Origin of the sequence: Cohnella suwonensis (genome assembly GCF_042655365.1) — a bacterium.
GTDB classification, from domain to species: domain Bacteria; phylum Bacillota; class Bacilli; order Paenibacillales; family Paenibacillaceae; genus Cohnella; species Cohnella suwonensis.
The window spans coordinates 69,200-92,232 of record NZ_JBHSMH010000011.1; the positions used below are offsets into that span (position 1 = coordinate 69,200).

At 58.0% G+C, this 23,033-nt stretch carries 25 protein-coding genes; 3 read left to right on the forward strand and 22 right to left on the reverse strand.

What is annotated here, in order from left to right; genetic code table 11:
• Positions 1-105: 105 nt before the first annotated feature.
• From ACFPPD_RS06540 to moaA, 12 genes are all read right to left on the reverse strand, one after another.
• Entirely contained in the window at positions 106-750 is a 645-nt protein-coding gene (locus ACFPPD_RS06540) for a phosphatase PAP2 family protein (protein WP_378081589.1), read from the reverse strand.
• Between the two features lie 246 nt (positions 751-996).
• Positions 997-1,566 carry a manganese catalase family protein gene (locus tag ACFPPD_RS06545; protein WP_209748679.1) on the reverse strand — a complete coding sequence of 190 codons (570 nt, stop codon included), beginning with the start codon at positions 1,564-1,566 and terminating at the stop codon, positions 997-999.
• A gap of 15 nt (positions 1,567-1,581) precedes the next feature.
• Positions 1,582-1,908: a spore coat protein CotJB gene (locus ACFPPD_RS06550; RefSeq protein ID WP_209748677.1), complete on the reverse strand. Its 327-nt coding sequence runs from the start codon at positions 1,906-1,908 to the stop codon at positions 1,582-1,584.
• The gene (locus ACFPPD_RS06555) at positions 1,895-2,137 is read right to left on the reverse strand and encodes a spore coat associated protein CotJA (RefSeq protein WP_209748675.1); all 243 of its coding nucleotides are present in this window, start codon (positions 2,135-2,137) and stop codon (positions 1,895-1,897) included. The genes ACFPPD_RS06550 and ACFPPD_RS06555 overlap by 14 nt, the downstream gene beginning before the upstream one ends.
• Before the next feature lie 144 nt (positions 2,138-2,281).
• A complete protein-coding gene (ytvI, locus tag ACFPPD_RS06560; protein ID WP_209748673.1) occupies positions 2,282-3,316 on the reverse strand; it encodes a sporulation integral membrane protein YtvI in 1,035 nt (344 codons plus the stop codon).
• A 33-nt stretch (positions 3,317-3,349) separates the two neighbouring features.
• Positions 3,350-4,693, reverse strand: coding sequence for a hemolysin family protein (locus ACFPPD_RS06565; RefSeq protein ID WP_209748758.1), 1,344 nt, complete (start codon positions 4,691-4,693; stop codon positions 3,350-3,352).
• A gap of 74 nt (positions 4,694-4,767) precedes the next feature.
• A complete protein-coding gene (gene yfkAB, locus ACFPPD_RS06570) occupies positions 4,768-5,922 on the reverse strand; it encodes a radical SAM/CxCxxxxC motif protein YfkAB (RefSeq protein ID WP_209748671.1) in 1,155 nt (384 codons plus the stop codon).
• A gap of 117 nt (positions 5,923-6,039) precedes the next feature.
• Positions 6,040-7,155: an HD-GYP domain-containing protein gene (locus tag ACFPPD_RS06575; protein WP_209748669.1), complete on the reverse strand. Its 1,116-nt coding sequence runs from the start codon at positions 7,153-7,155 to the stop codon at positions 6,040-6,042.
• A gap of 160 nt (positions 7,156-7,315) precedes the next feature.
• Positions 7,316-8,170 (reverse strand): undecaprenyl-diphosphate phosphatase, encoded by an 855-nt coding sequence (locus ACFPPD_RS06580; RefSeq protein WP_209748667.1) that lies wholly within the window; start codon positions 8,168-8,170, stop codon positions 7,316-7,318.
• Between the two features lie 52 nt (positions 8,171-8,222).
• Positions 8,223-9,653: a bifunctional metallophosphatase/5'-nucleotidase gene (locus ACFPPD_RS06585; protein WP_378081595.1), complete on the reverse strand. Its 1,431-nt coding sequence runs from the start codon at positions 9,651-9,653 to the stop codon at positions 8,223-8,225.
• On the reverse strand, positions 9,650-10,162 hold the full coding sequence (locus tag ACFPPD_RS06590; protein WP_378081597.1) for a hypothetical protein: 513 nt from the start codon (positions 10,160-10,162) through the stop codon (positions 9,650-9,652). Before ACFPPD_RS06590 ends, ACFPPD_RS06585 begins: the two co-directional genes overlap by 4 nt.
• A gap of 12 nt (positions 10,163-10,174) precedes the next feature.
• The gene (gene moaA / locus ACFPPD_RS06595) at positions 10,175-11,176 is read right to left on the reverse strand and encodes a GTP 3',8-cyclase MoaA (protein ID WP_209748665.1); all 1,002 of its coding nucleotides are present in this window, start codon (positions 11,174-11,176) and stop codon (positions 10,175-10,177) included.
• A gap of 119 nt (positions 11,177-11,295) precedes the next feature.
• Between moaA and ACFPPD_RS06600 the strand changes: the two genes are divergently transcribed.
• Positions 11,296-12,060 (forward strand): molybdenum cofactor biosynthesis protein, encoded by a 765-nt coding sequence (locus ACFPPD_RS06600; protein WP_209748663.1) that lies wholly within the window; start codon positions 11,296-11,298, stop codon positions 12,058-12,060.
• On the forward strand, positions 12,057-13,106 hold the full coding sequence (locus tag ACFPPD_RS06605) for a ThiF family adenylyltransferase (RefSeq protein ID WP_209748661.1): 1,050 nt from the start codon (positions 12,057-12,059) through the stop codon (positions 13,104-13,106). Before ACFPPD_RS06600 ends, ACFPPD_RS06605 begins: the two co-directional genes overlap by 4 nt.
• A gap of 354 nt (positions 13,107-13,460) precedes the next feature.
• Here ACFPPD_RS06605 and ACFPPD_RS06610 read toward each other — a convergent pair whose 3' ends face one another.
• The 6 genes from ACFPPD_RS06610 to ACFPPD_RS06635 are packed head-to-tail and all read right to left on the reverse strand — an operon-like array spanning position 13,461 to position 18,502.
• Positions 13,461-13,787 carry a hypothetical protein gene (locus tag ACFPPD_RS06610; protein ID WP_209748660.1) on the reverse strand — a complete coding sequence of 109 codons (327 nt, stop codon included), beginning with the start codon at positions 13,785-13,787 and terminating at the stop codon, positions 13,461-13,463.
• Positions 13,775-14,722, reverse strand: a complete 948-nt coding sequence (locus ACFPPD_RS06615; protein ID WP_209748657.1) for a 1-phosphofructokinase family hexose kinase — start codon at positions 14,720-14,722, stop codon at positions 13,775-13,777. The genes ACFPPD_RS06610 and ACFPPD_RS06615 overlap by 13 nt, the downstream gene beginning before the upstream one ends.
• Positions 14,723-14,728: 6 nt before the next feature.
• Positions 14,729-15,583: a class II fructose-1,6-bisphosphate aldolase gene (gene fba, locus ACFPPD_RS06620; protein WP_209748655.1), complete on the reverse strand. Its 855-nt coding sequence runs from the start codon at positions 15,581-15,583 to the stop codon at positions 14,729-14,731.
• Positions 15,584-15,642: 59 nt separating this feature from the next.
• Positions 15,643-16,620: an ROK family protein gene (locus ACFPPD_RS06625; RefSeq protein ID WP_209748653.1), complete on the reverse strand. Its 978-nt coding sequence runs from the start codon at positions 16,618-16,620 to the stop codon at positions 15,643-15,645.
• The gene (locus ACFPPD_RS06630; RefSeq protein ID WP_209748651.1) at positions 16,617-17,423 is read right to left on the reverse strand and encodes a DeoR/GlpR family DNA-binding transcription regulator; all 807 of its coding nucleotides are present in this window, start codon (positions 17,421-17,423) and stop codon (positions 16,617-16,619) included. Before ACFPPD_RS06630 ends, ACFPPD_RS06625 begins: the two co-directional genes overlap by 4 nt.
• Before the next feature lie 29 nt (positions 17,424-17,452).
• The gene (locus ACFPPD_RS06635) at positions 17,453-18,502 is read right to left on the reverse strand and encodes an SIS domain-containing protein (protein ID WP_209748649.1); all 1,050 of its coding nucleotides are present in this window, start codon (positions 18,500-18,502) and stop codon (positions 17,453-17,455) included.
• Between the two features lie 364 nt (positions 18,503-18,866).
• Here ACFPPD_RS06635 and ACFPPD_RS06640 point away from each other — a divergent pair, with 364 nt between their 5' ends.
• The gene (locus tag ACFPPD_RS06640) at positions 18,867-19,931 is read left to right on the forward strand and encodes an HD-GYP domain-containing protein (RefSeq protein WP_209748647.1); all 1,065 of its coding nucleotides are present in this window, start codon (positions 18,867-18,869) and stop codon (positions 19,929-19,931) included.
• 49 nt (positions 19,932-19,980) lie between these two features.
• On the opposite strand, the gene ACFPPD_RS06645 is transcribed toward ACFPPD_RS06640, so the two are convergent.
• From ACFPPD_RS06645 to ACFPPD_RS06660, 4 genes are all read right to left on the reverse strand, one after another.
• Positions 19,981-20,976, reverse strand: a complete 996-nt coding sequence (locus ACFPPD_RS06645) for a C40 family peptidase (protein WP_378081602.1) — start codon at positions 20,974-20,976, stop codon at positions 19,981-19,983.
• Positions 20,977-21,063: 87 nt separating this feature from the next.
• Entirely contained in the window at positions 21,064-21,798 is a 735-nt protein-coding gene (locus ACFPPD_RS06650) for a polysaccharide deacetylase family protein (RefSeq protein WP_209748643.1), read from the reverse strand.
• A gap of 58 nt (positions 21,799-21,856) precedes the next feature.
• On the reverse strand, positions 21,857-22,228 hold the full coding sequence (locus ACFPPD_RS06655) for a YciI family protein (protein ID WP_209748641.1): 372 nt from the start codon (positions 22,226-22,228) through the stop codon (positions 21,857-21,859).
• Between the two features lie 204 nt (positions 22,229-22,432).
• Positions 22,433-22,771 (reverse strand): hypothetical protein, encoded by a 339-nt coding sequence (locus tag ACFPPD_RS06660; RefSeq protein ID WP_209748639.1) that lies wholly within the window; start codon positions 22,769-22,771, stop codon positions 22,433-22,435.
• Between the last annotated feature and the right edge of the window lie 262 nt (positions 22,772-23,033).

Consider the following 23,033-nt stretch of genomic DNA (forward strand, 5'->3'; position numbering starts at 1 on the left):
GGTCGCACTCCTCCCGAATTCGCGTAGAAGGTTTCGAATCCAGTGTATGTGACGACTCGTCTCAGGGGGACAAAATCAGGCGGGTTCGGGCCATCCCCGGGACGTTCATTGACGGGGGCGACGCCGGTAGAAAGCGATGCACAAAGCGAGCCATGCGCAGCTCGCCATATAACCTCCGATAACGTCGCTCGGATAGTGAACGCCGAGATAGATGCGGCTGATGCCGATCATGACGGTGATGCCGAGGCCGAGCGCGACGAGAAGCAACCGCGCCCAGCGCGCGTCGGCGTGCTTCCACAGCAGGAAGACAAGCACGCCGTATAGGCTGAAAGCCGCCATCGAATGCCCGCTCGGAAAGCTGTAGCCGGCTTCTTCCGCAAGCCTGTGGAGCGTCGGCCGGTCGCGTCGGAACGCGAGCTTCAGCACGACGTTCAATAGCGCCGAGCCGACGACGACTCCCGCGAAGAACAGAAGCTCGCCGCGATGCTTCAGGAGTACGTAAAGGACGAGCATGGCCGCCGCCGTCAGGACGACGACCGGAGCCGTCGAACCGATGAACGAGAAAAATTTCATGACCGAAGTGACCGCGTCCGACTCTCGGCCCTGGACGGCGGCGATGACCCGGTCGTCGAACCAAGCGATGCGGCGCCACCCGACCAGCGAGGCGATAAGGGCGAAGACGAGCAAACTCGCGATGCCTAGCGCGAACGAACGCGCGAATACCGATTTCATTACGTAAGTCGATTTCATCTGGATGATCTTACTCTCCCGTCGTTGTTTGCTTGCTCCGTCGCCCTCTGTCCGGACGCGAAGCGGCGAATGCCGGGGAGCGCCCCGGCATTTATTGTATCCCGCGTTAGGTCGTATTTCTCATTTTATATCGAGTAATCGACAAAAATCTACTTTTTGTTGTAACCTTTCCGAAAACGGGAAAGAACCCGAACGAGAGCCGGTTAAGCTTCTCTTTCGGGTTCTTTCCGGTCCTGCCTCGCCCACTCAATACACTTTCTTCTGTTCCCGGTCCGACTTCAGCATTTCCACCGCTTCCTTGAATCTCAAGCTATGCACGATCTCCCGCTCGCGCAGGAACTTTAGGGCATCCTGAATGTCGACGTCGTCCGTGTAGTCGATCAGCCACTGGTACGTCGCCCTCGCCTTCTCCTCCGCCGCGATGTCCTCGTAGAGGTCGGCGATCGGATCTCCCTTGGCGCCTATATAAGCCGCCGTCCAAGGCATGCCGGCCGCGTTGTTATAGAACATCGCGCCGTCGTGGTTAACGAAGTTCGCGCCGAGTCCCGCCGCTTCGAGCTGCTCCGGCGTCGCGTCCTTCGTCAGCTTGTAGATCATCGTGGCGATCATTTCCAAATGAGCGAATTCCTCGGTTCCGATGTCCGTTAACAACCCGATGACCTTGTCGGGGATCGTATAGCGCTGGTTCAAGTAACGAAGCGCCGCCGACAGCTCTCCGTCGGCGCCGCCGTATTGCTCGACCAAATACCTCGCCATACGAGGATCGCACTTGCCCACGCGAACCGGATACTGAAGCTTCTTCTCGTATATCCACATAGGACCGCCCCCTCCCTATACTTGCCAAGGCCAAGGGCAGTCCGCCCACCGCCACGGATACCTCGTATAGCTATGGCCGAACTGAAGAAGCGGCCCGTACTTCATCTCGAATTCTCCCGCGAGCTGCTGCCTTCGCTGCGCGAGCTGGTTGAATTGCTGCACCGCCTGCATATCCGTCGGATGCGTGTCGAGGTACAGCGTCAATTCCACGAGGGCAAAGTCGACCCTTTGCAACTCCAGCAGATCACGGTCATACGCCGCGTAATCCCTTTCTGGCTGCTCGGGCGGTATCTTTTTATCCGGCCGTTCCGGACGTTCGGCGCGTTCGTTACGCTCCGCCATTCGCCTTGCCTCCTCCCTTGACCCCGCGTTTGGTCGGGTAAGAGCTATAAAGCGCCGGCCATAACGTCCCTCTCATAAGCGCTTCCTCCAACGGGAATTGCGGCAAATTCGGCGGCTGAATAACAATGAATTGGTTCGGCGGCACGACATACCATTTGACGCGAATCGGAGGACAGGGATCGTTCGGGCTAACGTAAGGAAACCAGTCCCGCCATTGGGCATCGTACATGCTCGTTAACCTCCTCGTGCTCATGCTGATGCTCGTTCCGATAAGAGCTGCGCCGTTCTATCGGGCGCATACGTATTTATCCTATGGATGCGCGTCGCAAAAAAGACCGCCGGCGGGAATGCCGTGCGGTCTCGTGAATCGTCCTTATTGAAATTTAATCTTGAAGTCGAACAGTCCCGCCTTGCGCATCGCGGAGAAGACGATGACGACGATCGGGCCGAGGAACACGCCGACGACGCCGACGAGCTCGTATCCGACGTATAGGCTAATCAGTGCGGACAACGCGCCGATGCCGACCGCGTCCCCGAGAATCTTCGGCTCGACGATTCTTCGCACGACGGTAATGACGAGGAACAGAATAACGAGTCCAATTCCGGTGTACATGTCTCCGATGACGATCCGGTAGATCGCCCACGGGATCAGCGCCGAACCGACGCCGAGAATGGGCAGTATATCGACGATGACGATCAGAAGAGCGATCGCCAGCGGATACCCGGTGCCGATGAGCAGCAAGCCGACGAACGACATCAGGTACGTGATCATGCTGATGAAAAACTGGGCGCGGAGAAAACCGAACACGGACTGCCTTAAGCTCGCGAGCACTTCCTCCACCTGCAGCTTGGACTTGTCTTCGAACAGGGAGAGAAAAGAGCTTTTCATGACCGGCAAGCTAAGCGTGAACAAGTAAACCGCGACGAGAAACACGATAAAGAAAATGAAGAAGTCGGGAATGCCCGTCGCGAAACCGAACAGGATGCCGGACAGCTTCGTGGACAGTTGGCCGAGCGCCCCCGTAATGTTGGACAGCCATTGCTCCAACTGATGCGGGACCGGATCCTCGCCTTGGTTCGAATATCGCTGCGCTTGGTCGATCAAGTCTTTGATGTAGGCGTTCGCGTTGTTCAGCGTATCGGGTAGACGATCGAGGAAAGTGCGAAGCTCGATGATCAGCTTCATGCCGATCAGGCCGAGCAAACCGAGCAGCAGAACGGTGAACAGCGTGCTGGATATCGTAGACGCCGCCAGCCGGTTCATTCCGGTTCGCCGGATGAGAAGCTGCGTGAGCGGCTCCAGGAAAATCGCGATCACGAGCGCAAGCAGGAACGGCGCGCCGACGGTGAAGAGCAAATACAAGAACAGAAGCGATACGACGACAAACAGCAAGGTTCGAATCGGCATTGCCCATTCCTCCTACTCTATCGCTGGCCTCTCTTATGTCGCGGAATCCTCCTGCTGCTTATCGGTTTCTGCTTTAATCTGCGCCGGCTTCAAGACGTTTTTGTAAATATGCACCCGCTGGACCCTCAGCCGCTCCGTCTGGGCGATCTCGAACACGTACCCGTCGTGGACGACCTTCTGTCCCTTGGAAATATTGCCTTCCAGATGATTAAACAGCCACCCGCCGATCGAATCGACTTCCTCTTCGCGGATATCCAGGCCGAGCAGATCGTTGACGTCTTCAATAAGAATACGCCCGTCCACGGAGGTTAATTCCCCTTTTACGACGACCGTCGGAAGTTCGTCGTCGAATTCGTCGTGAAGCTCCCCGACGAGCTCTTCCAAGATCGTCTCGGCCGTCAGCATGCCCGCCGTTCCGCCGTATTCGTCGACGACGATGGCCACTTGGGACTTCTTGCGCTGCATGAGCTTCAGTACTTTGCTGATTTCCATCGATTCCGGAACGCTTAGAATCGGACGCAAAAATTGCTTCAGGTTATGCTCTTCGTCCGGATCGGACGTCAACAAGTCGGTAATGTGCACGAAACCGAGAATTTGGTCTTTGTCTTCCAGCGCGACCGGATAACGCGTATGTTTCGTCTCGTACACCGTCTTCATGTTCTCGGCGAACGTATCGCTCGCGAACAGGCAATCCATGTCCGTCCGGGGCAGCATGACCTCTCGCGCGACGCGGTCGGCAAATTCGAACACGTTATCGAATAGCGTCATTTCGTCTTTGTCGATAATGCCGTTCCTGGCGCTCTCGTCCATCAGAATGCGGATTTCTTCCTCGGTGTGGGCCGCTTCGTGCTCGCTCGCGGGCTCGACGCCGAACAGCTTGAGCAGCTTGTTCGCGGAGCCGTTAAGGAACCAGATCACCGGCAAGAACAACCGATAGAACACGAGAAGCGGCCACGACAACCACAAGGAAACGCCGACGGAACGTTGGATGGCGAGCGATTTCGGCGCAAGCTCGCCGAGCACGATGTGCAGGAACGTAATGACGCAGAACGCGACCGCGAACGCGATCGTGTGAATGACCGTCTCGTCGGTTACGCCGAAGTCGTGCAGCAACGGCGAGATGATCAAATCCGCGATGGCGGGCTCTCCCACCCAGCCGAGACCGAGAGAGGCGAGCGTAATGCCGAGCTGCGTCGCCGACAAGTACGCGTCCAGTCTTTTGTTGACCTTGAGCGCGTATTTGGCCCGCACGTTGCCTTCGTTGCTCAGTTGCTGCAGCCTCGTCTGCCGCACTTTGACGAGCGCGAACTCCGACGCGACGAAAAATCCGTTAAGAAAGACGAGAAACAGGACAAGGACCACGTTCCAGAAAATCATACCCCATTGAAATTCCAATTCGTTCGCGTTCCTCCTTATGTAGGGCCGGCACCGAAGCCGCCTAGCGGAATCCGCTAGACGATCGCCTTCCTAGCCTTGAAATCTATCCCTTTGTAATACATTTCGGACACGAGCAGGTTCGGACCGCAGCATCCCGCGGACGGGCAATGGCAATTGACGGCCATCTGCATCGGGTGGTCCCGCCACTTGGCAAACACGTCGTCCAGCTTCTCGCCGCGGATGTTGCCGAACGGCGGAACCGAAGCGAAATCGGTCACGTAGACGTCGCCGGAAAAGAGATTCACGTTGACCCGGTTTCTTCCGTCCGGATCGTTGCGCACGGTCACGTTAGTTTCTTCCCGAAGGCGGCGGACTAACCGCCGTTCCGATTCGTCTTCGCTGCAGGCGAAAAACGGCAAGGTGCCGAACAGCATCCACATGTCCGGATCCCGTACGTCCAACAGCGTCTCTACCGCTTCGGCCATCTGTCCCCGGGTAATCGCGGGAAGGCCGGAAGCGAAGGAGCTCGGATACATCGGATGCACCTCGTGGCGAACGCACCCCATCTCCCGGATCAACCGGTGGATGTCCGCGATCTTGCCGTGCGTGCGGTAGTTGATCATCGATTCGGCGGACACGAACAGTCCGCCGTCCGCGAGTCTGCGGGCGTTTTCGATCATGCGCTCGTACATTTTCGCGATCATTCCGGAAGAGACGTTCCTTCCGGTGCGCGCGAAGCCGACTTCGTGGAAATCTTCCGCTTTCGTATAGTTAAACGAGATGTGCATAACGTCGAGATAGGGCGCGATCATTTCGTATCTCTCGTAATCCATCGTCACGTTCGAATTCAGCTGCGTGCGTACACCCCGTTTCCTCGCGTACTTCAGCACCGGAACGAGGATGTCGCGGACGGTGTCCATGCTGAAGGTCGGCTCTCCTCCGGTCATGCTGATCGTCTCCAAGCGTTCGACCTCGTCGAGTCTCGCGAACAGAAGGTCGAGCGGCAAATGCGGCGCCTCCTTCGTCGTCAAGCTGTCGCCGACGGCGCAATGCTCGCATCTCATGTTGCACAGGTGGGTAACCGTGAGTTCTACGCTCGTCAGTTCGTGTCGGCCGTAAGCGGCGGCCGACCGGATCGGGTCCCACGGATCGTATTCGGGCGAAAGGGGGATCCAGCCCGCAGGCGCCGCGAACGGCAGCGTGCCTGCCGAAAGGGAAATTGCTTGCATCGTTCATACTCCTGTCTTCGGTTGCGTTCCTTTTATTGTACCGGGCGAAAGGTTGAAATACAAACGTTCCCGCGCAAAACAAGCCGTCCCGACGCGTCGTCGGGACGGCTTGCGAGGTCAAGCGGGCAACGGGTTCAACTCTTCTTCGTCGAATTCTACCTTCGATACAAGAACGTTCAGTTGCTTGGATAAATCCATGTCGAACGGCGCGTTCAGGTTTTGCCCGTATTCGTCGGTCAGCACCCGGATGACGGGACGATGAGCGCACGTCGAGTTAATATCCGTCACGACGGCGGTTTGGCCCGTGTTCAGCTTCACCGACATTCCGATCGGGTAGATCGCCACTTTGTCCCGGAACAGCCTTAGCATCGAAGTCTCGTACAAGGTGCCGCTACCCGAGTATAGCGCTTCGACCGCTTGGTGGGGCAGCATCGCCTTACGGTAGATTCTGTGGCTCGTCATCGCGTCGTAAGAATCGACGATGCCGATCCACTTCGCGAAATCGTGAATCTCGTTGCCCTTGATGCCGCGAGGATATCCGGAGCCGTCGAGACGCTCGTGATGCTGGAAGGCGCAATGGGCCGCAAGCAGCGGAATGTTCGGCTCGTCCTTGAGCAAATAGTAGCCCCGTTCGGTATGCCTCTTCATCTCCGCGAATTCGTAATCCGATAGCTTGTCCGGCTTCAGCAGCACCTTCATCGAGATTTGCGTCTTTCCGACATCGTGGAGCAGGGCCCCCATGCCGAGCGTGACCATCTGCTCGTCGTCGTAGCCGTGCGCCAAGCCTAGCAACGCGGTATAGACGCATACGTTCAGCGAATGCCGGTACAAGTAATTGTCCACCGTCTGCATGTTCATCAGCATGATCATCGCGTCTTGGTTGCGGCTCAGATCGTCCAGAATCAAATGCATCGCCTGACGCATTCTCCTGCCTACGTACGGATACGTGCCGTTGCGGCCGCGGCTCGGCTGATCCACGAACCCTTTGAACGCCATCTTGACCGCCTGAAGCACTCTTCGCTGCGTCTCTTCGCTGATCAGCTCCCGAACGACCAAGTCCGAGGTTCTGTCGTCTTGGATGTACACGTAAGTAATTCCGCATTCTCCAAGCCGGCGGATGAGCGTCGCGTTCAATTCGACCCCTTCCGCAAGAAGCACGATGCCGTCATCTGAATATATTTTTTTGGCTAGCCTCATTCCCGGCTGGCTGGTAGCAATCGGCACCATGAGCATCTCGTCACTTCTCCCTCCTTCGTTACTTGGATGCAGGTCTAAAGACACAAGTTTCCTTATCCCTATCATCGGTAAAATTTAGGAAAGAGTAAAGAGTTTTTTCGCTTTTATTCGCGTAAATTCTTCTTTCGTCGACAGGTATCGACATCAATCAATCGACTTAGCGCATGATGAACAGATAAAATAAGGCCGCTACGGCGAAACGGTACCATGCGAAATACTTCAGCTTCAGCTTCTGCAGCGCCCGCAGGAACGCGATCACGACGATCCAGGCGACGAAGAACGAGACGATGAAGCCGGTCAGCAGAAACCCGACGTCGATCTGGCCGGAACGGAAATTATCGATGTTGCTGAGAAGCTCGTACCCCGTCGCCGCCGTCATGATCGGAATGGCGATGAAGAACGAGAAATCGGCGGAAGCGCGGTAACTGACGCCGCCGAGCATCCCCGCCGCGATCGTCGAGCCCGAACGGGAGAAGCCCGGCCAAAGCGCGGACACGCATTGCAGCACTCCGATAATGAGCGCCTGCCGGTAGGAAATGTCGTCCATCGTCTCCGCGGTTCTCTTGATTTTGCCGGAATCGTAGAAGTACTCCGTCACCCACATGTAAATGCCGCCCGCGACGAGCGCCCATAAGACGGGAGCGGTATGGAATCCGATTTCCTTGATAAAATCCCGGAAAACGAACGCGACGCCGAGAGGCGGCACGATGCCGAGGATGACGTGCAGCATGTTCAAGCGGCGCTTGGGCAGCGCGTCGACGGACAGTCCCTTGACGACGTCCTTGCGGCCGAGACCGAATACTTGGAGGATTTTGTGCCGATAGACGATCGCGATCGCGAGAATGGCGGCGAATTGAATGACGATCTCGAACGTCTTCAATTGCTCCGGCGTTTCTTCGCCGTACCCGAGCAGCTTGTTCGTCAAAATCATGTGTCCCGTGGAGGATACCGGCAGAAACTCCGTCAATCCTTCCACGATGCCGAGTATAATCGAATCGAACCAATGAAGCATAACGTCAACTCACTCCTAATCGTTATGAAAGTTCCGCTCCGGAAAGCGGGATCTAGTGATAGGTCCAACGGGGGCAGTTGGCTTCTTCCGCGAGCCGCTCGTCGTTAAGCGACTCGGACAGCAGGTCGCGAATGAATGCCGGAAGAAAGTACCGCACGTTCCGGCCTTCCTTCAGTCCGACGTAGCCGGCTCCGAAAGTAAACATGTCCAGCGTGCCTACCGTGTACGACCGTTCCGGATCGATCGGCTCGCCGTTAACCGTCGCCTTCGCGACTTTACCGAACGGCGGCGAGGAGAGATTGGCCGTCGCCTCCAAACCGTCCATGCATAGCGTGCCGAGCACGCGTCCCCTGAAGCCGAAGCCCCGGATTTCGAGCTGTTGAAGCTCCGGTAGCAAGCTTTCTTCAAGCGAGTTAAGGATTTGGCGGCCCTTTAGTTCGATGGAGCACGGATTGATCGGGGACGGGCAAATCGCGTGAACGGTCAACTCCGTCACTTCCCCCTCCGGCAAACCGCGAAGCAGTTGCCCGGCGTTCACCAGTCCGATCTCCGCGCCGGTCGCGCGCCTGACCGCGGCGGCGAGTAGCGTCGGCAGCGCCGATTCCCGGTCGTATCGCAGCGACAGCGGCTCTTTCAACGTCGCGATCGGCCTGTTCATTGCATTCCTCGCTTGCTCGCGATGCCGCTCCACGAGCCGATCGAAGCGTTCGTCGGACGGCCAGTCGGACGTCGGAACCGAACCGCCGTCGATTGCGGTTAACCTGCTCTCTCCGTCGAAACGGAGTTCGAGCGTTCCGACGTAATCGCCGAATTTGCCCGCGGCGCAGATCGCGGCGTTGCCGACCCTAAGCGGCTTTTCCAGCAAGTGATGCGTATGGCCTCCGAGAATGAGGTCGATGCCCGGCACCGTCTCCGCGATGAGTTCGTCCGCGCGAATGCCAAGATGGGACAGTAGGATGAGCATGTCCACTTCCGGGCGAAGTCGGGCCGTCTCTTCCATCAGCGCTTCCATCGGCTCGGCGACTTCCCAGCCCAGCAGCTCGTAATAACTCGTGAACGGCGCGGTCAGACCGATGATTCCGATCCGGACGCCCATCCTTTCCAATCTAACGGACGGCTTCATCCATGCCGGACGTTCTCCCGTCTTCTTGAGCTTCATGTTCGCGCAGACGATCGGCACGCGACTTCCGCCGAACAGGGCATCCAGCTCCCCCGTCGTATAGCTGAGTCCCTCGTTATTGCCTAAGGCGGCGGCGTCGTAACCGATCGCCTCCAGCGTCTCCACGTTGACGGCCGCCTTCGAACCTTCCGTCTCCATGCGGGCCCGATCGAGGAAATCGCCGCAATCGACGACGACGAGACCCTCCGGACCGACCTCGCGCCGCGCGTCCGATATATACCGGGCGATACGGGAATGCTGCTCCAGGTGGCTGTGCAAATCGTTCGTATGTATCAACGAGATCGTAAAGCCCGCCTTTGTCATTTGGCTTTCAATCCTTTAATCAATCGATTCGGGCTCACTTCGTTCACGAAGCCGTAAGCCGCTTCATCGCCAAGCGTGGAGTCGCGAACGAAGCGGACGTTCACGACGCTCTTCACGTTCAGGCACGCGCTGCTTCCGTCCGGCACGTAAAGGCGAATCGGGCTCCCTTTCTCTAGCGGCAAGCCTCCGATCGCGTATTGAAAAAGCGCTCCGCCGAGCTCGGCCCAAGGAATCGTCGCTTGGAACTCGTCGGCGGCCCGTACGACGAGATGCGTCGGACGCGACGCGTCTTCGCCTCCATCCGGCCCCCTGACGGCCGCTTCGTACCACTCCGCCAATCCGAAGCCCTCGCCCGGCGCGCCGGGTACCCTATCGTTCACCGGGAACGTGCGGCCGGACAACTCCGCCATCTCTTGCGGCGTCGTCTCGAAACGACGGCCGTCCGGCATCGCCACGGCGACGCGCGGCTTCCCGTCGCCGCCGGCTGTCTCATTTGCGAACTCGGACAAGATCGTTCCCTCCTAACCTCCGATTTGCGACATGCGGCGCTCGGTCGGCATATGGCTTTGCCGTTCGCCCGCGAGCAGGGCGGCCATCTCGTGATTCTCGGGTTTGATGTCCATCGCCCGGTAGAACAGCTTTTCCAGCGCTTCCGGAGAACCGAGAGCGGGCTTGACGTTCAATTCGTCCACCCAGTACAGGCAAGGCTTCAAGTTGCCGTCGGCCGTTAACCGGAGACGGTTGCAGCTTTTGCAGAAATGATCGCTGACCGGATGAATCAGGCCGAAGGTGCCCGCCGCGCCGGCGATCCGCCAATCGTCGGACGGCCCGCTGCCTCCCGGTCCTTCGGCTTTCTCGAGCGCGTAGCCGAGACGTTCCGCCTCTTCGAGAACGCGGGAAAGCGGCAGGTAATGGTTGCGCCATCCGGCGTCGTCGTGGCCGATCGGCATGTATTCGATAAACCGGACGTGAAGCGGCTGGTCGACGGACAGACGAAGGAACTTGCCGATCTCGTCTTCGTTAACGCCCTTGAGCAGGACGCAATTCAGCTTGATCGGGCCGAGCCCCGCTTCGGCGGCGGCTCTGACGCCTTCCCACACTTTATTTAGCTCTCCGCGCCTCGCGATGAATTTGAACCGTGTCGGATCCATCGTGTCCAAGCTGATATTGACCCGCTTCAGCCCGGCTTCTTTCAGCTTCGCGGCTTGCTGCGCGAGCAACAGGCCGTTCGTCGTGAGTGAAATATCTTCCACGCCGGGCAACGCCGCGATGCCGGCGATCAGCTCCTCCAGGCCGGGCCGGACGAGGGGCTCCCCGCCGGTAATCCTGAATTTGCGAATGCCGAGACCGGCGGCCGCCTTGGCGACTTCGACCATTTGCGCGTAGGACAGCAATTTGTCCTGCTCCATGAATTGCATGCCTTCCTCCGGCATGCAATAGAGGCAACGCAAGTTGCACCTGTCGGTCACGGAGATGCGCAAATAGGTATGTTTTCTCCCGAACCTGTCCGTTAATTGCGGCATTCCGCCCACCTCCAATCTCTTCTTACGTGTTCTCCTAGCATAACATTTTCACGATCGATATGATATGCTTGGCGAATGGAATGTATGTTGACGTTTAACGGAAGGAAGTCGAAAACCGGATGGCATCGAAATGGAACATCATCTTATTCGCGGGACTGGCGGAGAAGCTCGATACCCGCGCGATCGCGCCGGAGTGGGAGTTAGACCGCATGACCGCGGGCGAACTCAAGCGGCGCCTCGCCGAACGTTATCCGGAGCACGCGGCGCTGCTCTCCGTCTGCTTCGTCGCCCGCAACCAGGCGTTCGCCCCGGACGGGGCGACGGTCGAAGCCGGCGACGAGCTCGCCTTGCTCCCTCCGGTATCCGGGGGCTCGAACGCCGATGGCGAACCCGAAGCGCAAGCCGAAGGCGGTGCGGCCAAGCGATTCGCGATAACGGAAACCCGGCTGGATCCGGGAGCGACGCTGGATCGCGTGCTCCATCCCGACCACGGCGCGGCGATCGCATTCGTCGGCACGACCCGGGAATGGACGATGGGCAAACGGACGGTCACGCTCGAATACGAAGCCTACGTGCCGATGGCGGAAAAAGTACTCGCGCAAATCGGAGACGAAATATCGGAACGTTGGCCCGGGACGCTGACGGCGATCGATCATCGGATCGGTACGGTCGGCATCGGAGAAATCAGCGTTGTCATCGCCGTATCTTCCGCCCATCGCGCGGATGCTTACGACGCGAGCCGCTACGCGATCGAAAGGTTGAAGCAAGTCGTGCCGATCTGGAAGAAGGAAGTGTACGAGGACGGCACGGAATGGAAGGGGCATCAGCTCGGGCCGTGGGATCCGACAGCGCCGGCCGAGGAGCCCGGAGGGAGGCAGCCATGACCTCGCTTCGCGCGGGAGATTCGCGCTACGCCAGGCAAACGCGCTTTCCGGCGATCGGGGAAAGCGGCCAAGCCCGGTTGCTCTCGTCCGCGGTAGCGATCGTCGGCGTCGGCGCGCTCGGTTGCGTCGTCGCGAACCACTTGGCCCGCGCGGGCGTCGGCAAGCTGACGCTCATCGACAGGGACGTCGTCGACCGAAGCAATCTGCAACGGCAGATGCTCTACGACGAAGCGGACGCGGAAGACGGCACACCCAAGGCGGTCGCGGCCGCCGCCCGGTTAAAGGCGGTTAATGGCGGCATCGCGATCGAGGCGCGGGTCGCCGATTTGAACGCTTTTAACGCGGAGGCGCTTCTAGGAGGCGCCGACTTGATCCTGGACGGCACCGACAATTTCGGCGTTCGGTATCTCGTCAACGAATACAGCGCGAAGCACGGCGTCCCCTGGATATACGCGGGAGCGGTCGGCGCGTCCGGCATGACGTTCACGGTGCTGCCGGGGCGGACGCCTTGCCTCCGTTGCCTGTTTCCGGAAATGCCTCCCGGCGGCGCTCTCGATACTTGCGAGACGGCCGGCGTGTTGTCGCCGATCGTCGATACGGTATCGTCCGTTCAGTCGATGGAAGCGATTAAGCTGTTGACGGGCCGAACGGACGCTCTCCGCGGAACGTTGCTGCGAATCGACTTGTGGGACAGCCAGTGGCAGTCCCTCGACGTCGGCAGCGCCCGCAACGAAGCGTGTCCCGTATGCGCCATGCGCGTATTCGAACTGCTGGAGGGAGACGAACCCGCCGGGGCTGCGTCGGCGTCGCTCTGCGGACGGAACACCGTCCAGGTGTCGCCGGCCCGGCCGCTCGCGCTCGATCTCGAAGCGCAGGGCAACCGGTTAAGAAGATCAGGCGCTTTGGAGTTGACGCCCTTCTCGCTTCGGCTACGGTTGCGGGACGGCTTGACGTTCGTGTTGTTCGACGACGGCCGCGCCCTCGTCATAGGCTCGGACGATCCGGCCGTCGCCAGAAGAACTTACGCGGAATTGATGGGCGAATAGGAAAGGGGGACGGGTTCGAAAGGTTGTCCATTCATGACCTTTTGAACCCGTCCCCACCACAGCGGACACTTTTGCGGTTATGTTGTTGTGACTCGGAAGAGACCGCATTCGCTATCGATCCCGGGTATGTCGACGCTGTTGCGTAGTTATTTTATCGTTACGCTGTCCGTCTCGGAGGAATTCCCGCCTTCAAGAGGTTTTTCCCAACCGCCGTTCATGCTGTCCGGTTTCTCTCCGTCGCGCCGACAACCTGCAAAAGTGCAGGTTGATTGGCTCTATTCTTTAACTAATCGCCGACAACCTGCAAATGTGCAGGTTGTTAGCCGCTTTTCGCGAGAAACGATCCTTTTCGGCTCAACAAACTGCAGTTTTGCAGGTTGTTGGGCCGTTTGCCGATTTCGTACCGATCAACCTGCAGTTTTGCAGGTTGTGGTAGGGAAAGCGTATTGGAAATGGGTTAGATAAAGCGGGACACGGATGCTTCCCTTCAAGCTGGCCTTCATGCTTCCCTTCATGCTTCCCTTCATGCTTCCCTTCATGCTTCCCTTCATGCTTGCCTTCATGCTTGCCTTCATGCTTGCCTTCATGCTTGCCTTCATGCTTGCCTTCATGCTTGCCTTCACTCTGGCCTTCACGCTGGACTACGCGATTGCTCTTTCGGGTTTGCTTTATTTCAGCCATTCCCCGATAGAAATCCTCGGAAGCAGCATGTCGAAATCATCCTTCTTCACGTCGCCGGCGACCGCGGACAGCGCGTTCGCGCACCCCGCCGCGGCGGCATGGCGCAAGCATGCCTCCGCGCTCCACCCCCGCGAGCTGCCGTAGGCGTATCCCGCGACGAATGCGTCGCCGCAACCGACCGTATTGACCGCCTTCAGCTTCGGAATGGCCACGCGGTAAGCGACGCCGTCGACGAAGGCCGCGGCGCCCTCTCCGCCCAACGTGACGACTACGTTGCGAATGCCTTGCCGGGCGAGCGCCAAAGCTCCTTCGCGTAGATCAAGATCCCCGTCGCCGTTGCCGGCCAAGAGCTTTAAGATCTCTTCCTCGTTCGGCTTGATGAACGCCGGCATCGCGGACAGTCCCAACGCGAGCGGCGCTCCGCTCGCGTCCAAGAACGGCAACGCCCCTGCGGCGCGAACAAGCTCGATCAGCTCGGCGTACAGAGACGGCGGCGCGCCTCTCGGCAAGCTTCCCGACAGCACGACGACGGCGGAACGCTCCGCCAGCCCGCCGATTTTGTTCTTCAGCGCCGCGAGATGCTCCGCCTCGACTTCGGGACCCGGCTCCAGCACTTCAGTCGAGGAGTCGTCGACGCCGTCGATGAAATTCAAACAAAGCCGCGATTCGCCGTTCGCGACGACGAAGTCGGCCCCGATGCCGGACTCCCGGATGCGGTCGACGAGGTATCGTCCGTTGTGTCCGGCGGCGAAGCCCGTCGCGACGACGTCGGGATGACCGAGCTGATGCAGTACTCTGGCGACGTTGACGCCTTTGCCCCCCGCCATGCTCAGCACCTCGGTCGCCCGCATGACCGTTCCTTTGACTAGCGCGGGCACGAAATACGTCTTATCGATCGCCGCGTTAAGCGTCACCGTCGTTATCGTATCGCGCATGGCCGCTTATGCCTTGCCGATCGAGCCGCACAGGCGCATCTTCTCGATCGCCGCCGCCTTCAGCGCCTTCTTCGCCGGCACCATGTACTTGCGCGGATCGTTCTCTTCCGGGTTGGCCGCGAACACTTCCTTGATCGCGTCGGAGAACACGATGCGCAGCTCCGTCGCCACGTTCATCTTCGACATGCCTAGCGAGACCGCCTTCCGGACTTGGGCTTCCGGGATGCCGGAGCCGCCGTGCAGGACGAGTGGAACGGACACCTTCGCCGCGATGCGCCCGATGCGGTCGAAATCGATGTTCGGATCGCCTTTGTAGATGCCGTGCGCGGTGCCGATCGCCGGCGCCAGCGTATGGACGCCGGTCAGCTCCACGAATCTCGCGCACTCTTCCGGGTCCGCGAGCAGCGCGTCGCGCTCGTCGACGACGATATCGTCTTCTACGCCGCCGACTCTGCCTAGCTCCGCTTCGACGTTCACGCCGACCGCCGACGCCGCTTCGACGACCCGGCGCGTCGCCGCGACGTTCGCGTCGAACGGATCGTGGGACGCGTCGATCATGACCGACGTGTAACCGGCGCGAATGCACTGCATGATGACGCCGAAGTCGGAACAATGATCCAGATGCAGCGCGATCGGCACGGATGCCCGATCCGCCGCCACCTTGGCCGCCGCCGCGATATAATCGGCGCCGAGATGCTTGACGGTGCCGACGGTCGACTGGATGATCAGAGGGGAACGCGTTTCTTCCGCGGCCTCGACGACGGCCTGAAGCATTTCCAGCGTATGAACGTTAAATGCCCCGATGCAATAACCGCCGGCTCTGGCGGTTTGAAGAAGGGGAGTGGATGAAATAAGTGCCATGGTGGAATTCCTCCGGTTCGATGATTGAATGATAAGTGATGAATAATAGGATGGATCGTCTATTTCCCGTCGCTCTCCATCATCCGCTTTCTCGCGTACAGGGCGCTTCCGATAATGCCCGCTTCGTCGTTGTTCTCCGCCAAGACGACCTTCAAGCCTTCCCGGAAATCCGGCAGAAGCAAGCCGTACAATTCGTTGCGAAGCGGCTCCATGAGCCTGTCGCCGGCGAGCGCGCCGCCGCCTCCGACGACGATGACCTCGGGACTGATCGTCATGGCCGCCGCGGCGAGAGCTCTGCCGTTCAGCATGCCGGCCCGCGTCATGACGGCCGTCGCCAAGGCGTCGCCTTCGTCCATCGCCCGGGATAGATGCGCCGCCGTCAAGCCCGCGAATGCCTCGTCGCCAGGAAACCAATCGCGAAGAACGCTCTCGCGTCCTTCGCGAAGCGCCTTCCTCGTCTGCCGGACCATCCCGGAGGCGGATGCCACCGTTTCCAGACACCCGGCCAACCCGCAAGAGCAGCGTTCGTTCACGCCGTCCATGCGAACGTGTCCGATTTCCCCGGCCATCGATTTGAAGCCGTGGTAGATCGCCCCGTCGTTCACGATCGCGGCGGCAATGCCGGTGCCTATCGTGATGCCGAGCACGTGACGGCTACCCCTTCCCGCTCCGGCGACGGCTTCTCCGTAGACGTACAGCTTCACGTCGTTGTCGATGACGACCGGCAAGCCGATCCGCTTCTCCAATTCCCGGACGACCGGCACGTTGCGCCAGCCCAGATTGCCCGCGAAACGGGATAAGCCCGCATCCGGATCGACGAGCCCGGGAATGCCTACGCCGACGGCCGTCGCATCGACGCCGTCCGCGAGACTTTCGCGCAGTTCGCGGACGATGTCGGTAATCCGGTCGAGGACGGCCTCGCTGCCCGCGTTCGCCTCCGTCGGACGCTTCACTTTCCGAATAACGGCTCCAGACTCTTCCACGACGCCCCCGACGATGTTCGTCCCCCCGACGTCGATGCCGATCGATACGTTCATCGCGCGCTCTCCTTTCCCTCCACCGCGACGAAAGGCGTCGCGCGGTATACGGCCACGTTAGCCGAAGTCAATGCGTCACCGAGCACCGCTCCCGCATCCCCGTCCGTAATGCAGGCCTTCAGCTCGGAAAACGACGCGACATGAAACAACGACGGCTTGCCGATCTTCGTGCGGTCGAATACGGCGATCGTCTGACCGGAACGTTCCATTAGCCGTTTCGCGATATTGGCTTCCAACTCGGAATACGTGCTGACCCCTTGGGCGATTACGCCGTCGACGCCCATGAACATCTTGTGGACGTTCAGCGACCGGACCGCCTGCTCCGCCAACGGTCCGCACAGCTCGAAGCTGCGTCCGCGCAGCACGCCGCCCGTCAGGACGACCTGCAGCGTATCGCTGTCCGCGAGCTCCATCGCGATGTTGACCGCGTTCGTCACGATCGTCAGATTGCGCCTTTTCTTTAACGCGCGCGCGATCATGAACGTCGTCGAACCGCCGGTCAAACCGATAACGTCGCCTTCTTCCACGAGGGAAGCGGCCTTCTCGGCGATCGCTTCCTTCTCGAGATACAGCTCTCCCTGCTTCTCGTGAAAGGATACTTCTCGAATGCCGCCGTTTCCGTACTTCGCCCCTCCGCCCATCGTGCGGATGACGCGTCCCGTCTTCTCCAGTTCCTCGAGATCGCGCCTGGCCGTCGCTTCCGAGCAATCGAATTTCTCGGTCATTTCCTGCAAGGCGATGGCTCCGAACCGCTCCAAGTAATCCAGCACTTGTTCCTGCCGTTCCGATTTGTTGCGCGTCATGAGGCAATTCTCCTTATTCGTTCGGATGATCAGATTTTGACGACTTGGGTTAAGTTTCTCGGATGGTCGGGATCGACGCCCCGCTTCATCGCCGTATAGAAGCCTAAATACTGCAAAGCCGGCAAGTACAGAACCGCGCGCGCTTCGTCGCTAAGCGCCGCGCCGCCGACTTCGAACACCGCGTCCGCGAACTCCGTATCCGCTCCCGCGGCCGCCGTCACGAGCAGGACGAACGCCCCGAATTCCTTCATCTCCTCTGCCACCTTCAACTCGTACTCTCTCGCGCCTTCCGATACGAGCAAGCAGACGAGAGTGCCCGGCTCGACGACCGATTTCGGACCGTGGCGGAATTCCAGCGTGCCGAAGCTTTCCGTCCAGACGTAAGACATTTCCTTCAATTTCAAGCAAACTTCCTGCGCCAATCCGAAATAAGCGCCCATGCCCAAGTAAATATATTTATTGAAGTCGTTTGCTTGGACAAGGTCATCCGAGAACGTCTTCGCGCGGGCGACGACATCCCCGTCGAGCGCGAGAACGTCTTCCATCTGAGCGGGAAGAGCGTCGCCCGCCGCCTGCGCGATCGCCGCCTGCATCATGAACGTCATGCTGCTGAACGACTTCGTCATGACGGTGCTTTGCTCTTGGCCGAGCGGGGATACGAGGCATTCCGTCATCGTCCCTAGTCGGCTTTGCTCGTAGCAAGTAATGCCGCAAGTCGTCCAATCGGCCAGATCTTTCACCGAATCTAGCGCCAATAGGACTTCCGACGACTCCCCGGAACGGGATACGCCCACGAGCAGCGTCTTTCTCCCTCTCGCCACCGATTGATCGCGGAACAGAAACACGTCCGAGGACGGCAACGCGATCGCGCTGCGTCCGAGCCATAGCCGGAACGTCGTCGCCATCGTCTGCGCTTGGTAATACGACGAACCGGATCCGATGAAGACGACTTCTTCGAATGTTGCGTCGCTCAAGTATTTGCGCACCCACGCGCCCTGGGCGTTCAATTGCCGCCAAGCTGCCTCCAGCGCTTCCGCTTGGCTTCCGATTTCGGGCAACGTCAATGCTCCTCTTGTCATTTCACTCCAGCTCCTTTTGATTCCTATCTTCAATTATAATGAAACTATACATCATCGATTATGAAAAATTCAATCATTTAATGAAAATATCAATCACTTTAAATACAACTTTCCTTCAACCACTCCTCCTGCGTCGACCTAGGACCTCCTAAGCCCTAACGCCTGCCGATGGACTGATCTGACTTGCCTTTACATGATCTTAAGCACCGATTGAGCCAAATTTAAGCCATTAGTCCGATGTATTAGGGAAAAGATGGTACAAATCCCTTATTGCATGAAAGCCCTTTACTTGGTAGCATAAGGAAAGGAAAATTTTAACGAAAAAGCTCGAATAATCGCATATCCCAGCTGAGGTGTCCTACTAATGAGAGTCCATATTACCGACTTGCGGGCGGGAGATAGACTGTCCGAAGACATCTTTAACTCTTTCGGGCTTCATGTGCTTTCCAAGGGTGCAATACTGAACGAAAAAGAAATATCGAGAATGTACCAACATCAAATCGACTACATAGAAATCGAAAGACGCGCCGGAATCATGCAAGCCTCGGACGGGGAAGCGGCCGATGCCGATCCTGCTTTCGCGTCGTACAATCCGCTGCTTCGCCCCCTTTATCACGATGCCGTCGCCGGCGCCGAACAGTTGTTCACCCGCGCGCTGGAGGAAGGTCGCATTTACGAGGAGGACGTCAAGGAAAGCTTCCAGCCGCTCGTCGATAATTTTCGCGCGGAACGAGACGTCGTATCCTTGTTGCTCATGTTGAACAGCCAGGACGATTACACCTACCAGCATTCCGTTCAAGTCGGCATGCTCAGCTACTACATCGCCCGCTGGCTCGGATGGTCAGAAGAAGAGACGATCAGAGCCGGCAAAGCCGGATTCCTTCACGACGTCGGCAAGTGCAAAATCGCGGAAACGATTCTGAACAAGCCTTCCAGGCTGACCGACGAAGAATACGACGAGATCAAAAACCACCCCGAGTACGGTTACGAAATTCTGAAGAACTCGTTAGAAGATCCGGCGATCGCGCTAGCCGCCCTGCAGCATCACGAGCGCATGGACGGCAAAGGGTATCCAAACGGATTGACCGGAGACAAAATCCATCCGATGGCGAAAATCGTCGCCGTCGCGGACGTCTACAGCGCTATGATTTCCTCCAGGGTCTATCGCGAGAAGAGGGATTTGCTTCAGGTGCTTCGGGAGCTGTACGACTTGAGCTTTAGCGAGCTCGATCCGGATATTACCCATACGTTCATTCGTCACATGATTCCGAACTTCATCGGGAAGAGCGTGGAATTGTCTACGGGCGAAAGCGGCACGATCGTCATGACCCATCCGAACGATTTCTTCCGCCCGCTCGTCAAAGTCGGCGAACAATTCATCGATCTGTCCGCGCATCGCAACAAAGAAATCAAGCAAGTATTTATGTGAACGCATTCAACCAAACAAAAACAGCGCTCCGGGAGAGCGCTGTTTTTGTTTACCCGTTTAACGGATACCTCTTCGCGTAAAGGAACGTATCCTTCCAGTACGGCTTGTTGATCGGAGTGACCTGCACGCCGTTTTTCGGCTTCGGACTCGCGTGGATCATGTTGCCGTCGCCCATATATATGCCAACGTGGCCGACGGTCTTGTTGCTCTTGAACCTCCCCGGCACATAGAAGAAAAGCAAATCCCCTTCCTGCAGGTTATCTCTCGAGACGTACTTTCCGCTCTCCGCCTGCCGCCTCGCGACTCTTGGCAAACTCACGCCGAAGCGGTGAAAGACGTGCTGGGTGAACGAAGAGCAGTCGAACGTGCCGCTCTTGCTATAGGGCTCCGTCCCGAATTCGTAGACGATCCCGAGATATTTCTTCGCGAACGCGATGACCGCGTCGTCGGATCCGCCATTCGTTCCCGCGTTCGCCGCCTCCGCCAATGCGGGTTTCGCGGGTTTTATCGGCTTCGCGTCGGCGAAATCCAAGCTCTTGCCCGTCACTCCCGTCTCGTTCGGGGTCGGCTTCGGGAAAAACGCGATGTCGTCCTTCTCGATGGCGAATACGGTCACGTCGCCGAACAGCTTCTGCAATGCGCCTACCGGCACGAACATTTGGCCGTCGGTCTTGATCGCGGACGCCGGCATTCTCCAATTGCTCCCCGCGATCGAGACGGTGCTCTGCCCGGTCTTGAACACCCAGGCCGGGTCGTAATCGCCGACTCCGTAGGCGCCGCCCCGGATCCAGGCCCCGTGAAAACCCGTCGCTTTCGAAACGTCTTCGAGCGAGACGTATCCGGTATTCTGCAGCAAGCGGATCGGCACGATATGCCGGCCTTCCGTTAGATCGGACGGCGACTTGCCGTCATTCGATTGAATGTGCACGGGCCCGGAGTGCTGCTTAAGATCCGCGGTGTCTCCCGGATTATGTACGCACCCGGCCAGCGTCGTCGCTCCGGCGGCCAAGCCGACCGCAAGCGTGAGGGTACTGATAAGCTTCATGGGGATCATCCGCCTTCGGAAAAAATGCTAAAGGGTGAAATCTCCCTTTAGGATGGCGTTTCTCTGCGCGGTTTATGCGACTCCCCGTTACGATTTCGGAGTTTTGTGCCGCAGCAGCTCCGAGACGGTCACCATTTTGTACCCTCTTCTGCGCAATTCCGGCAAGATCGTCCGCAGCGCCTGAACCGTCTGGACGGAACCGTCGACATGGTCGTGAAGCAAGACGATATCCCCGTTCCTCGCGTTTTTCAACACCTTGTTCACGATACGGTCGGCTCCGGGAGCGAGCCAATCTTTCGTATCCTGATGCCAGGACCACAAAATAACGGTATACCCTTTGCTCCTTACCGTATCGATAACCTTGTCGTCGTAAAAGCCCCCCGGAGGCCGGAACCACTGGCAATGCCACCCGGTGAGATCGTCGATTTTCGCCTGCGTCCGATCGAGTTCCTCGACGAGCTTCTTCGGGCTGAAGCCTCTCGTGTAGTACGAATGGCTATACGTGTGGTTCGCCACTTCATGCCCTTCCATCGCCTCCCGCCGCACGATTTCCGGAAAACGCTCCACGCGCTTGCCGACGACGAAGAAAGTCGCCTTCGCTTCGTTCTCCGCAAGCAGATCCAGAATTTGCGGCGTCGTCCGCGGATTCGGCCCGTCGTCGAACGTGAGCGCGATCAGTTTTTCTTTCATCGGCACTTCCCATACGATGTCGCGATGGGCTTCGTAGTACTGCCGCGTTTTCTTGACCGGCTGAACCGTGAATCCGCTCGTCAGCGTGACGATAACGGCGCTTGCCAACCCGATTCGCATCCATCTCCGCATCACTCGCAACCCTCCAGACTCGAACGTCATCCCGTAGGTTGCGAATTCCGGTACGGAATTATGCCGGTCCGAAGTAGTCGATCGGCCGAATCTCGATCCGCCAGCCGAACCGTTCGCCCGCGCCCACTTGCACGGTCGGATGCAGGGAGGCTATCCGGATCGCTTCTTCCCTATCGCGCGCTTCGATCAGGAAAGCGCCGCCGATGATTTCCTTCGTCTCGGTAAAAGGCCCGTCGGTAACCTTCACCTTTCCGTTGACCCGTTGCAAGCATGTGGTCTCCATGGAGAGACCGGCATCGATGATCACCTGGCCGCTCTTGTAAAGCTCCTCCATATGAGGTCGGCATTCGCGCATGACGGCATCGATCTCCTCTTTGGGGCGTTCGTCCATTTTCTCCGGTTGCAAGTAACCTAAACATAAGAATTTCAAAATTTATCTCCTCCTCTATTCAGACGACGAACGGCATTATAAAAAATCGACGATCCCCAGAAGGCCGAGCGAAAAAAATACGCGTCCGGTCGTTTGGGGCTTGCAAGCACCAAAGTCTTTTCGGACGCGCATTTTCGCTATTCAGGAATGAAACGAAGCGGTATTCGCCGAATTAGCCGATACTGCCTTCCATCTCGACAGTAACTAAGCGAAGGTAATGCAGAAATTCGCGTATTTATTAGAAGAAACGCATTTTCTGAAGTCATTAATTTCGTTAATTTCACTCTTTTTCGCAGGTATCGGTATCATAGGTGGTATCAAAAACAAACCCCGGATCAGCGTCCGGGGTTTTCCACTTTCATGACAGTAGCATGAGACGATCTCCACGATGTCCTGCAGCCGATACCACTCGCCGGACAGTAAAAAGCGGTCATCCTCGTCGATCTGTTCCACCATACCGGTGACGGTCCGATCGTTAATGATGACGCCGATCAGAAGCTTAAAATTATGCGAAATCATTACATATTCTTCGACATGCTCCACTATGTTCTCCTCCAAAATAGGAACGTTTGTTCGCTAATTATAATACGAACAATTGTTCTTATCAAGAGATAAGAATAATCCTAGATAAAGGAAAATGAGGAAACGTGTCGAATAATAGGCGAAGGTGACAAACGCTGAAGTATTATCTCGCCTATAACGGTAAGCGCATCAATGTTCTGCTATCGAAAGACGAGGCAATCAGATTACTGATGGAAACAAAGGGGGCAATTAAGGGGATTAGTATCATGGTCTATAACGAGAA

Coding starts and splice junctions, on each gene's coding strand:
- yfkAB (WP_209748671.1), bottom strand. CDS start 5,922: ATGCAAGCAATTTCCCTTTCGGCAGGCACGCTGCCGTTCGCGGCGCCT.
- ACFPPD_RS06545 (WP_209748679.1), bottom strand. CDS start 1,566: ATGTGGATATACGAGAAGAAGCTTCAGTATCCGGTTCGCGTGGGCAAG.
- ACFPPD_RS06635 (WP_209748649.1), bottom strand. CDS start 18,502: ATGACAAGAGGAGCATTGACGTTGCCCGAAATCGGAAGCCAAGCGGAA.
- ACFPPD_RS06625 (WP_209748653.1), bottom strand. CDS start 16,620: ATGAACGTATCGATCGGCATCGACGTCGGGGGGACGAACATCGTCGGG.
- ytvI (WP_209748673.1), bottom strand. CDS start 3,316: ATGCCGATTCGAACCTTGCTGTTTGTCGTCGTATCGCTTCTGTTCTTG.
- ACFPPD_RS06640 (WP_209748647.1), top strand. CDS start 18,867: ATGAGAGTCCATATTACCGACTTGCGGGCGGGAGATAGACTGTCCGAA.
- ACFPPD_RS06605 (WP_209748661.1), top strand. CDS start 12,057: ATGACCTCGCTTCGCGCGGGAGATTCGCGCTACGCCAGGCAAACGCGC.
- ACFPPD_RS06650 (WP_209748643.1), bottom strand. CDS start 21,798: ATGCGGAGATGGATGCGAATCGGGTTGGCAAGCGCCGTTATCGTCACG.
- ACFPPD_RS06585 (WP_378081595.1), bottom strand. CDS start 9,653: ATGACAAAGGCGGGCTTTACGATCTCGTTGATACATACGAACGATTTG.
- moaA (WP_209748665.1), bottom strand. CDS start 11,176: ATGCCGCAATTAACGGACAGGTTCGGGAGAAAACATACCTATTTGCGC.
- ACFPPD_RS06565 (WP_209748758.1), bottom strand. CDS start 4,693: ATGATTTTCTGGAACGTGGTCCTTGTCCTGTTTCTCGTCTTTCTTAAC.
- ACFPPD_RS06610 (WP_209748660.1), bottom strand. CDS start 13,787: ATGGCTGAAATAAAGCAAACCCGAAAGAGCAATCGCGTAGTCCAGCGT.
- fba (WP_209748655.1), bottom strand. CDS start 15,583: ATGGCACTTATTTCATCCACTCCCCTTCTTCAAACCGCCAGAGCCGGC.
- ACFPPD_RS06580 (WP_209748667.1), bottom strand. CDS start 8,170: ATGCTTCATTGGTTCGATTCGATTATACTCGGCATCGTGGAAGGATTG.
- ACFPPD_RS06645 (WP_378081602.1), bottom strand. CDS start 20,976: ATGAAGCTTATCAGTACCCTCACGCTTGCGGTCGGCTTGGCCGCCGGA.
- ACFPPD_RS06600 (WP_209748663.1), top strand. CDS start 11,296: ATGGCATCGAAATGGAACATCATCTTATTCGCGGGACTGGCGGAGAAG.
- ACFPPD_RS06630 (WP_209748651.1), bottom strand. CDS start 17,423: ATGACGCGCAACAAATCGGAACGGCAGGAACAAGTGCTGGATTACTTG.
- ACFPPD_RS06575 (WP_209748669.1), bottom strand. CDS start 7,155: ATGCTCATGGTGCCGATTGCTACCAGCCAGCCGGGAATGAGGCTAGCC.
- ACFPPD_RS06615 (WP_209748657.1), bottom strand. CDS start 14,722: ATGCGCGATACGATAACGACGGTGACGCTTAACGCGGCGATCGATAAG.
- ACFPPD_RS06555 (WP_209748675.1), bottom strand. CDS start 2,137: ATGTACGATGCCCAATGGCGGGACTGGTTTCCTTACGTTAGCCCGAAC.
- ACFPPD_RS06550 (WP_209748677.1), bottom strand. CDS start 1,908: ATGGCGGAGCGTAACGAACGCGCCGAACGTCCGGAACGGCCGGATAAA.
- ACFPPD_RS06540 (WP_378081589.1), bottom strand. CDS start 750: ATGAAATCGACTTACGTAATGAAATCGGTATTCGCGCGTTCGTTCGCG.